This window comes from Aeromonas sp. INTO2 (assembly GCF_049860605.1).
In the GTDB taxonomy this organism is placed as follows: domain Bacteria; phylum Pseudomonadota; class Gammaproteobacteria; order Enterobacterales; family Aeromonadaceae; genus Aeromonas; species Aeromonas caviae.
Map to the genome: position 1 here is coordinate 1 of NZ_CP187591.1, position 9,762 is coordinate 9,762.

At 57.3% G+C, this 9,762-nt stretch carries 10 protein-coding genes and 1 pseudogene; 8 read left to right on the forward strand and 3 right to left on the reverse strand.

Annotated features, from left to right (window positions below; translation table 11 throughout):
- Positions 1-123: 123 nt before the first annotated feature.
- A complete protein-coding gene (locus ACPW74_RS23450) occupies positions 124-987 on the reverse strand; it encodes an HD-GYP domain-containing protein (RefSeq protein WP_425859290.1) in 864 nt (287 codons plus the stop codon).
- A 97-nt stretch (positions 988-1,084) separates the two neighbouring features.
- Positions 1,085-1,351: a DUF3391 domain-containing protein gene (locus tag ACPW74_RS23455; protein ID WP_233759766.1), complete on the reverse strand. Its 267-nt coding sequence runs from the start codon at positions 1,349-1,351 to the stop codon at positions 1,085-1,087.
- A 154-nt stretch (positions 1,352-1,505) separates the two neighbouring features.
- Here ACPW74_RS23455 and ACPW74_RS23460 point away from each other — a divergent pair.
- Together ACPW74_RS23460 and ACPW74_RS23465 are read left to right on the forward strand one after the other, a co-directional pair.
- Positions 1,506-2,960, forward strand: a pseudogene (locus ACPW74_RS23460) (Tn3 family transposase); the annotation flags it as partial.
- A 276-nt stretch (positions 2,961-3,236) separates the two neighbouring features.
- Entirely contained in the window at positions 3,237-4,181 is a 945-nt protein-coding gene (locus ACPW74_RS23465; protein WP_257707763.1) for a replication initiation protein, read from the forward strand.
- Between the two features lie 149 nt (positions 4,182-4,330).
- On the opposite strand, the gene ACPW74_RS23470 is transcribed toward ACPW74_RS23465, so the two are convergent.
- The gene (locus tag ACPW74_RS23470) at positions 4,331-4,621 is read right to left on the reverse strand and encodes a hypothetical protein (protein WP_257707764.1); all 291 of its coding nucleotides are present in this window, start codon (positions 4,619-4,621) and stop codon (positions 4,331-4,333) included.
- 212 nt (positions 4,622-4,833) lie between these two features.
- On the opposite strand from ACPW74_RS23470, the gene ACPW74_RS23475 reads away from it, so the two are divergent.
- From ACPW74_RS23475 to ACPW74_RS23500, 6 genes are all read left to right on the forward strand, one after another.
- The gene (locus ACPW74_RS23475) at positions 4,834-5,235 is read left to right on the forward strand and encodes a MobC family plasmid mobilization relaxosome protein (RefSeq protein WP_103252464.1); all 402 of its coding nucleotides are present in this window, start codon (positions 4,834-4,836) and stop codon (positions 5,233-5,235) included.
- Between the two features lie 704 nt (positions 5,236-5,939).
- A complete protein-coding gene (locus ACPW74_RS23480; protein WP_257707765.1) occupies positions 5,940-6,641 on the forward strand; it encodes a hypothetical protein in 702 nt (233 codons plus the stop codon).
- Complete coding sequence (locus ACPW74_RS23485; protein WP_065804673.1) at positions 6,642-6,983, forward strand: hypothetical protein; 342 nt, start codon at positions 6,642-6,644, stop codon at positions 6,981-6,983.
- A 114-nt stretch (positions 6,984-7,097) separates the two neighbouring features.
- Complete coding sequence (locus ACPW74_RS23490) at positions 7,098-7,370, forward strand: hypothetical protein (protein WP_425859286.1); 273 nt, start codon at positions 7,098-7,100, stop codon at positions 7,368-7,370.
- A gap of 7 nt (positions 7,371-7,377) precedes the next feature.
- A complete protein-coding gene (locus ACPW74_RS23495) occupies positions 7,378-7,566 on the forward strand; it encodes a hypothetical protein (RefSeq protein ID WP_146037070.1) in 189 nt (62 codons plus the stop codon).
- A gap of 398 nt (positions 7,567-7,964) precedes the next feature.
- A complete protein-coding gene (locus ACPW74_RS23500) occupies positions 7,965-9,542 on the forward strand; it encodes a methyl-accepting chemotaxis protein (protein WP_425859288.1) in 1,578 nt (525 codons plus the stop codon).
- Positions 9,543-9,762: the final 220 nt, after the last annotated feature.

Here is a 9,762-nt window from a genome sequence, read left to right on the forward strand (position 1 = left end):
GGTGGGCTCAACACTCGTGTCACCAGCTACCTTCTGGAGAATCGAGCTCGGCCATCCCTCCCTGGACGGGCATCGCTCGACGATGTTCAACGGCTCCCTCACGGGGCCGTCGTTTTGTGGGGGCTATTCCATCCACAAGTCGTCGAGGTTCTCGAAGTTCCAGAGCGTCGGGTCTTCGGGGCCAGTGATACTGTCCTTGCAACTCGTGGCCGCCAGGTCGATGGTCTGCATCGGGATCGGCTCTCTCGAGCGTAGCGAGAAGAACACGCGAACCTTGGGAGTCAGCAGTGATTCCATTCCCGGCTCAACGACAACGGCCAGACGCTGAGAGGACAGGCGAACCAAGGAGCCGACGGGGTAGATGCCCACGGCCTTGACGAAGGCGTGGAAGATGCGTTTGTCGAAATGGCCCTCCCACTTGGCCATCTGCCGCATCGCCGCGGACGGGTCCCACGGCTTTTTGTAGGCTCGCTCCGACGTCACGGCATCATAGACGTCGCAGATTGCGCCCATGCGGGCCAGGAGTGAAATGGCGTCACCGGCCAAGCGATCCGGGTAGCCGGTTCCGTCGATCTTCTCGTGATGGTGCAGGGCAATGTCCACCACCCCGGGCTCGGCCCCGCCTGCGCGCAGCATCTTTGCGCCCTCCACAGGGTGGCGCTTCATGATGGCGAACTCGGCATCGGTGAGCTTGCCTGGTTTGTTAAGCACTTCCAGCGGCATCGCGGCCTTGCCTAGGTCGTGCATCAGTCCGCCGATGCCAGCCAGGCGCGTTTGCTCCTCGTCTAGATCGAGATGCCGGGCCAGCGATAGCATCAGGGCGCAGACGGCAACCGAGTGAAGGTAGGTGTAATCGTCGTGCGTTTTGATGCGTGCGACGCTGATGAGGGCATGAGGTTGGCGCAGCACCGAGGCAGCGATTTCTCCGACCAGCGGCAACGTCGTGCTTGGGTCGACGACCTTGCCAAGCCGGGCTTCCTGGAACATGTCCATGACTTGGGGCTTGGCCGCAAGACAGAGTTTCCGTGCATAACACATTTCGCTCTCCATTGAGGTTGCGCCGTCACTTTTCTTGCTTAGTCGACTAGACGGCAGAGATTGCTCCTCCGACAATTCTCTGGGCTCTGGGCTCTGGGCTCTGGGCTCTGGGCTCTGGGCTCTGGGCTCTGGGCTCTGGGCTCTCTGGGCTCTCTGGGCTCTCTGGGTCGACTTGGCTTTTGGCCAGGTCGACCCAGACCTCCCCGACGCCACATTCTCGAATGGCAGAGAGATCCTGAGGCTCGGTCAGCAGGAAGCTGCCGCGCCAGAATGGGTGTCGAAACCAAGAGCCGGCGAGCTTGTGGATGTACATGCCGAGACGAAGCTCGGATACGGGAATGCGTTTTACCAACTTATTTTCCTTTCTGAGTTGGGTGGTTAGGCGTGCGCCGAGGCTGGCACCCAGCGGTAGAGCGGAGGTAAGGTCACGCCAAGATTCTTGGATCAGCCGGAACCGCCGAAATTTCCGTCAGCCGATCAGTGCCCAGCTCGATGCACTGGCGGCCGAGTTGCGTGCGCAATGGGTGGCGTTCAATCGCGAGCTGAAACAGGGCAAGCTGACGCACCTGGAATACGACAAGGACACGCAGAGACTGACCTGGCGCAAGCCCAAGGGGGAGAACCAGAAGGCGCGCGAGCAAGCTCTCTACGAGCAACTGCCATACTGCGATGTCGCCGACGTGTTTCGCTTCGTCAACGGCCAGTGCCAGTTCCTGTCGGCGCTGACACCATTGCAGCCACGCTATGCGAAGAAGGTAGCCGACGCCGACAGTCTGATGGCGGTGATCATTGCCCAAGCCATGAACCACGGCAACCAGGTTATGGCACGTACCAGCGACATCCCGTACCACGTCCTGGAGAGTACCTACCAGCAGTACCTGCGCCAGGCGACGCTACATGTGGCCAACGATTGCATCAGCAACGCCATCGCCGCACTGCCGATCTTCCCGCATTACTCGTTCGACCTCGATTCGTTGTACGGTGCCGTTGATGGGCAGAAATTCGGCGTCGAGCGACCAACTGTGAAGGCGCGCTACTCGCGCAAATATTTCGGCCGCGGCAAGGGCGTCGTCGCCTACACGCTGCTGTGCAATCACGTGCCGTTGAACGGCTACCTGATAGGCGCACACGAGTACGAGGCTCACCACGTGTTCGACATCTGGTACCGCAACACGTCGGACATCGTGCCGAGCGCGATCACCGGCGACATGCACAGCATCAACAAGGCCAACTTCGCCATCCTGCACTGGTTCGGACTTCGTTTCGAGCCGCGCTTCACCGACCTCGACGACCAGTTGCAGGAGCTGTATTGCGCCGATGATCTGGCATTGTACGAGAAATGCCTGATCCGGCCGGCTGGCCAGATCGACCGGCAACTCATCGTCGGTGAGAAGGCGAACATCGACCGAATCGTCGCCACACTGGGCCTGAAGGAAATGACGCAGGGCACGCTGATCCGCAAGCTGTGCACCTATACGGCGCCGAACCCGACGCGGCGCGCAATCTTCGAGTTCGACAAGCTCATCCGCAGTATCTACACACTGCGCTACCTGCGCGACCCGCAACTGGAGCGTAATGTTCACCGCTCGCAGAACCGCATTGAGTCCTATCACCAGCTACGCTCGACCATCGCCCAAGTCGGTGGGAAGAAGGAATTGACCGGCCGCACCGACATCGAAATCGAGATCAGCAACCAGTGCGCCAGGCTGATCGGCAACGCGATCATCTTCTACAACTCGGCGATCCTGTCCCTGCTGCTGACGAAGTACGAGGCAGCTGGCAATGCCAAGGCGCTGGCGTTGATCACGCAGATGTCGCCAGCGGCCTGGCGGCACATCCTGCTGAACGGGCATTACACCTTCCAGACTGACGGCAAGTTCATCGACCTGGATGCGCTCGTGGCGGGACTGGAGCTGGGCTGACGGAAATTTCTGGGATTCCGGCGTACAACCCCGAATTCTGCGGTTCCCCCTACCAAGCCACTGGTGAAGGGTGCTTGTAGGTAGGGCTGTATGCGTTTGCGTATGGAGGGGGTCGTGCGGTAACGTACTGCCTAGAAAAGACAAACCCCGAACTTCTGTTGATCAACTTGGCGGGAGATTACAGAGAGTTCGGGGCCGTACTTATGCAATAGGTGAAATATATCACATGGATCACACCAGACAACCCTTTAGCGCCGCCAATATGCGCGGTGGTCATTGAATCGAGCACAGCTTGACCTGTTCCGGGAGCGCCTGCCCCGGAAGCCCTACCACACCGACGAATTTACCACGGGTCTGTCCATTGCGGATGTCAGCCGTGCCCTTGGGGCTCGTTACATCCAGCCGAACGGGCCAACGCATCGGTATTGGCTCGTGTTTGACGTAGACCATGCTGCCGCTACGTTATCCTGGGATGACGTAGGCGCCCCGGCACCGAACATCACGGTGACGAACAGGGCCAACGGCCACGCCCACCTGATCTATGGATTGGAGACCCCGATCCGCACTGCCCCGGACGGCAAGGTGGCCCCACTGCGGTATGCCGCCGCCATCGAGGCCGCCCTCCGGGAGAGGCTGGGGGCCGATCTGGGGTACTCTGGGCTGATCTGCAAGAACCCCCTGCACACCCACTGGCTTGTCCAGGTATGGGAGCCCCACAGCTACGATCTCGGCTGGTTGTCCGACTACCTCGACCTGAGCCCCTACAATGGCCGCAAACAGCTTCCAGCCTACGGGCTAGGGCGTAACTGCACCCTATTCGAGAAAACGCGCCAATGGGCTTACAAGGCGATTCGACAGGGTTGGCCGGGGTTTGATGGCTGGCAGGCCGCTGTGATCGAGCGAGCGACCGGGTACAACGTCCAGTTTGAGCTGCCGCTGCCCGCCATCGAAGTCCGGCACACCGCTAAGTCCATTGCGAAGTGGACGCACCGTAACCTAACCCCCGCAGGGTTCAGCGCCGTACAGGCCGCCAGAGGGGCCAAGGGGGGGAAAGTATCCAAGGGGGGGGGCAGGCCCAGTAATAGCGGTAAGGCTCGTGCAGACCTCTTACCGGAGGTGCTCAGGCTTAAGGGTATGGGGTACAGCAACCGCGACATAGGTGAGGATCTTGGGATCTCGCCCAGTACGGTCAGCCTGTACCTGAAACGCGAATCTGAGTGATCGAAACAAGCCTTATCAGATAGTAGCCCCCGCAGGGGGTTCTTTGAGCCCTTAAAATCATTCCAGAGAGAGAACCGGTGCGAGGGGGGTAAGGCCGATCCCGAAGGGTTGTCCATCAGGCCGTGTGTTTGGCCTGTGGGCAATAGGTCTTATCCCCGGAGCTGTTTGTTGTCTGCTGTTCGTAGTGCCTGCAGGATCTCCCCGGCCTGTTCCGGGGTCAGAACCACCGCTGATCCTCGATCCCGGATAGCCTGCATCTGGGCACCCAACCCCTCCATCAGTGCCCTATTTATCGTCACAGTAACGTTATTTTCCTGCTGTTTGGCCCGGTAGGCGGCTTGTCGTTCTGCCCCGCTTTTGGCTGTTCCGGTCTTTGGTCTACCCCGTCCGCGCTTGATGCCAAACATGTCCCCAGTGCCCTGATCCTTGGCGTCCTTCATGGTGTCATTTCCTGTCACTGTAACGGTAATCTATTATGTGTCACTGTGACGATAATTAGCAAGTTGCCGACCCCCTATTTTTTTGCTGTACTGGTTATTAGCCAGCCGACCCCGTATTACATTCCATCCGCTTCGCGGTCTCCATGTATCCGGGGGCTGGTGAGGAGCTCCGCCCCTTCAAACCCCGCGCCGCAGCGCGGCTTGGAGAGCCAATGACAAAGCCAGAACGAAAGACCACAACGGCCAGCCTTCGCCTCGACCCAGCCACCCTGGCCAAGTGGCGCAAGGGTGCCAGTGACGAGGGTCAGACCCTCTCCGACTGGCTGAGATCCAAGGTGGATGCCGACCAGCAAACCCACATTGCCCCCGCCCGGTCACGGCGGGAACGAGACCCCCGCCACCTGGCAGACCCGGCGCTAATGCGCCAGCTCGCGGCGTTGGGATCGAACCTCAACCAGATCGCCAGGGCGGTGAACGAATGCCGCTTGGTAGGAAGCCCGGTTCACCTGGTGGAGCTGCTGACGTTGCTACGTAGCATCGAGGAGAGCGCCGGGAGACTACTGCCGCAGCTTCCGCCTCCGCCGAACCGGGAGGATGACGGGCATGATGATTAAGTTCCTGGCTCATGGCACCGGTAAGGCCAGCAGTGCGGCGACCTATTTGCTGGACAGTCACGACCACAAGGGCGAGGAACGTGCCGGGGTGGCGGTGTTGCGGGGTGATCCGCAGCAGTTCGCCGCCGTGGCGGACTCGCTCGATTTTCAGCATCGATACCGGAGTGCGGTGATCTCCTGGTCGGAGGAAGAGGCCCCCAGTGACGCGGAGATCGGCGCGGTGCTGGATGACTTCGAGGCGCTGTCCTTTGCCGGACTGGATAGGCAGGACGTGCACCTGACCGCCGTGCAGCATAGGGAGGCTGGGGGCGGTGTCCACGTCCACATTCTGGTGCCCCGTGTTCACCTGGGCACGGGAAAATCTCTGAACATTGCCCCGCCCGGACATAGAAAAGACTTTGACGCCCTGCGGGATAAATGGAACTACGGCAAGGGCTGGGCCAGACCAGACGACCCGCTCCGGGCACGGCTGATACAGCCCTCCTTTGACGCCTACAAGGGCCAGCAGGACAGGACTGCCATCAAGCGGCAGATAGGGGATCACCTGCTTGGGGCGGTGGCTCAGGGGCTGATCCGCGACCGGGGCGAATTACTCGAGTACCTGGGCGAGGTGCTCGAATTCGAGATCACCCGCCAGGGCAAGGACTACATCACGATCAGGCCGGAGGGATACCCGCAGGGCATCCGGCTCAAAGGAGAGCTGTATGGAGAAGGGTGGCGAGCTGAAAACACGCTTGAGCGAGAGACTAGCGCAGCGGCAAGCCGAGGAGCTGGCCGAGGTGGCCACGTTGACCGAGGCCAATCTGACACAGCTCAGCGAGCGTTTGACAAAGCATGTGAGCGCCGAGCTGAGTACAACCAGGGACGCTATTCGGCAGCAGAGCGAGCAGATCACCACGTTGTTAGGTTCACAGCAGAGCGCCTTGGAACAACAACAGGCGACCGTGGACGCGCTCAAATGCTTGAGCTTGACGGACTTGGAGCAGATCCAAAAGGGGTTAAACGACGCGATCACTCTCGCCCAGGGGAAGGCAATCGAGCAGGCGATCGATCCGCTCAGGACGGCCCTAGAGCAACTCAAGACGGACGGGGAGGCCCTGAGTCTGGTGACGTTCCGGGGATGGCTCAAACCGCTGCTGATATCGATGGCGGTGATCCTAGGGGCCGGGGGCAGTACCTGGGGGTTGGCAGCGTACCTGGCGAACGAGATCACTGGGCAACTGACCGAGCTTCAGCGCCTAAACCAGCAGATCAGCACAGCCCAACGGACCCTAGACAGTCTGCCCAAAGGGGTGACGTTCGTGCGCGATGGAAAGGGGCGGTACATCGTGGCGAGGCAGATCGATACGCCGTTCAAGATGGACGAAGGGAAGTACAAGGGCCTGATGGCCGTGGAGGTGAAGTAGATGACCGAGTTAGAGCGGCTGCTGACAGCTCAATTCGAGCGGATGGAGCAACGGCACCAGGACGAGACGAAAGCCTTGCGGGAGCAGCTCGACGCACAACAGCGTGCCTTGGAGAGCTTACAGGCGCAGTTGCAGAGCACCTTGGAAGGGTACGAGACGCACTGCGCCAACTTACACACCGCCTTCGTAGCCTTGGAGAAGAGTACCAGGAGCGAGCTAGCCAGCATGGGCCGGAGTTTGGACCAGACCAACCGGGCTACCGGAGCAGCACTTGGGTCATTGAACAGCAGTGTGAGCATAGTCAAAAGCTCGCTGGAGAGCTTGAACAAGGCGCAGAGTTGATCGTCGATAGGGCCGCGGTGCTGCGAAAAGAGCAGAGCCAGAGTAGCGGGTTGAGTATGTAATATAACGTCACAGTGACAATAATTAAGTAGATCGGGTATGAAATCAGGTCGGTTGGGTACTCCTGACACGGTGGCGCATATTCGCCAGTTCCCCCCGGTTGAGTACGAACTGGCGAGCTATCAAGGCTCCCCGTGGCTATGGGCCGATGGAAAGCCGCTGATCGACCTCCTCGGTGCGACCATCGACTGGCTGATCGATGACGACGGCAGCCGCTGGATCGTCATTGATACCGAATACCTGCGCCAGCATGTGGCCCACTATGCCCTGTTGTCCGCCGATACATGGCGGCAACGGTTACTCGATGCAGGCGTGGAGGTGGATTGAGGTGCGATTGAGTGATCGGTTTCCGGGGCTGATGTTGTGGCACTCGGTGGCGGTGATGGTGGCCGTCTTTGCAGCGAAAGCCCTGCTGTACTGGTTGGCACCGGGGCCTATCTACAGCGTCTTGGCGGGACCGTCGTGGGATATGGCGGCATGGATAGCGTTGTTGGCCCTGCTGCTGCGCTGGATGCGGGTCTAACTGCCTGCCGCGCTGCGCTTGGCGACTCCCGAAGGGGGCGCGACAGACAGCGCTAGTCGTCCCCGTTCAGGAGTGTGGATAGATCCAGAAACACCCTGCAGGATCCGGCCCTAAAACCGCCTCAGAAGCGTTGCAAACTTTCAGGCAGCAAATGCCCCGCCTTGGGAAGGTGCGAATAAGTCATATGGCACGAGAGCATTTACTGGTAACCCATTGATATTAAATGACTAAAATTTTAATTTTTTGTTCGTGGGATACTTGTTCGCACTTTCCTTAACTTGCTTGCACCTATGGGGTCAAATCCACTATCGTTTCCATGCTAGCTTTATCGTAACGCTAAAGAAATTGGGCTTAATGCCGAACACAATAAAATAAAACAGCCAACCCTTGAGGCTCTTATGCGCCAGAATTTACCAGTGACGGGTCGAAACTTAGAACTCCTAAAAGATGCCAATATTCTTTCGACTACCTCCCCTCAAAGCCATATCACGTACGTTAATCCTGACTTCATTAAAATCAGTGGTTTCACTGAGGAAGAACTATTAGGCCAGCCTCACAACATCGTAAGACACCCAGATATGCCGCCTGCTGCATTTGAGCATATGTGGAGTACATTAAAATCTGGCCGCTCATGGATGGGGCTAGTAAAAAATCGCTGTAAAAATGGCGACCACTATTGGGTAAGTGCTTATGTAACGCCAATAGTTAAGAATGGTTCGATTGTTGAATACCAGTCTGTAAGGACCAAGCCTGAACCTGAGCAGGTTTTGGCTGCGGAAAAATTATATGCTCAACTGAGAAGCGGGAAGGCCGCGAGGCCGAAATGGGCTGCTAGCTTTTCCGTGAAAATACTCTTGCTCATATGGGGTAGTATTATATCAAGCGCAATGGCTGCCGGCATGCTTATTGATACATCAATAAGCAGCTTATTGTTAGCTACTTTAATGTCAGGAAGCTTAAGCTCTGTTAGTGTTTTGGCTATTCTCTCTCCTCTTGGAAGACTGGTTGAAAGAGCCAGGAATATTTCCAATAACCCATTAAGTCAATCCCTCTACACTGGGCGCACCGATGAGTTTGGCCAAATAGAGTTTGCTTTACGAATGATGCAAGCTGAAACAGGCGCCGTAGTAGGTCGCATAGGTGATGCATCAAATCGGCTTAGCGAACACACCCGAAGCCTACTAAAGGATATTGAGTCAAGCAATGTACTTACAGTTGAGCAGCAGGCAGAGACAGATCAAATAGCAACGGCAGTAAACCAAATGGCGGCAAGCATTCAAGAGGTTGCGAGCAATGCACAGCATGCTGCAGATGCGGCCGGAAGAGCAGACACTGAGACGGCATCTGGCCAGCGTCTGGTAGCCCACACAAGCCAGTCAATCACTGCCCTTGAAGGTGAAATTAGGCAAGCCGCTCAGGTTATTCATGAGCTTGAAGGTCAAAGTAACGAGATATCAAAAGTTCTTGACGTTATACGAGGGATCGCCGAGCAAACGAATTTGTTGGCACTCAACGCAGCAATTGAGGCCGCGCGTGCTGGTGAGCAGGGGCGTGGTTTTGCTGTTGTCGCCGATGAGGTTCGCAGTCTTGCTGCTCGCACACAGCAATCGACAACGGATATTCAAAGCATGATCAGCGCTCTACAAGAGCGAGCGCAATCCGCTGTTACAGTCATGGAGCAAAGTAGTCGGCAAGCGCACACGAGTGTAGCTCACGCAGAGGAAGCAGCTACAGCTCTTGATGGAATTGGCCAACGCGTTAACGAAATTACCGACATGAACACGCAAATAGCGACTGCGGTCGAGCAGCAGGGAGCAGTAAGTGAAGACATAAACCGCAGTATTATCAATATGCGCGATGCTGCTGATACCAATGTACAGACCGGGCAGAATAATTTGCAAAGTGCGAAATCTGTCGCTCAGTTAACTAGCGCTCTGAGCGAACTGGCAAAACAGTTTTGGGAAAAACGAGGATAACGCTTTTCAGTATCTCGACAGGGATAACTTATTTTACCATCGGTTATCCCTTTTAGCCGCACAAATTTTAGCCATGGCTTTTCAGGAAGTCAGGGCTATCAGTATGGCCTTAGAAAGCCTATTCAAAGAGCTGTCACGAGAACACCGTTAGCTTAGCGTACGATTTTTTCCGAATTGGGGATGTAAGCCGGAACCCCAGAAATTTCCGTCACCCTAGTTG

Bases quoted from the DNA above. Each gene is read 5' to 3' on its own strand.
- ACPW74_RS23450 (WP_425859290.1), bottom strand. From the start codon at position 987: ATGTTCCAGGAAGCCCGGCTTGGCAAGGTCGTCGACCCAAGCACGACG.
- ACPW74_RS23455 (WP_233759766.1), bottom strand. From the start codon at position 1,351: ATGTACATCCACAAGCTCGCCGGCTCTTGGTTTCGACACCCATTCTGG.
- ACPW74_RS23470 (WP_257707764.1), bottom strand. From the start codon at position 4,621: ATGAAGGACGCCAAGGATCAGGGCACTGGGGACATGTTTGGCATCAAG.
- ACPW74_RS23475 (WP_103252464.1), top strand. From the start codon at position 4,834: ATGACAAAGCCAGAACGAAAGACCACAACGGCCAGCCTTCGCCTCGAC.
- ACPW74_RS23480 (WP_257707765.1), top strand. From the start codon at position 5,940: ATGGAGAAGGGTGGCGAGCTGAAAACACGCTTGAGCGAGAGACTAGCG.
- ACPW74_RS23485 (WP_065804673.1), top strand. From the start codon at position 6,642: ATGACCGAGTTAGAGCGGCTGCTGACAGCTCAATTCGAGCGGATGGAG.
- ACPW74_RS23500 (WP_425859288.1), top strand. From the start codon at position 7,965: ATGCGCCAGAATTTACCAGTGACGGGTCGAAACTTAGAACTCCTAAAA.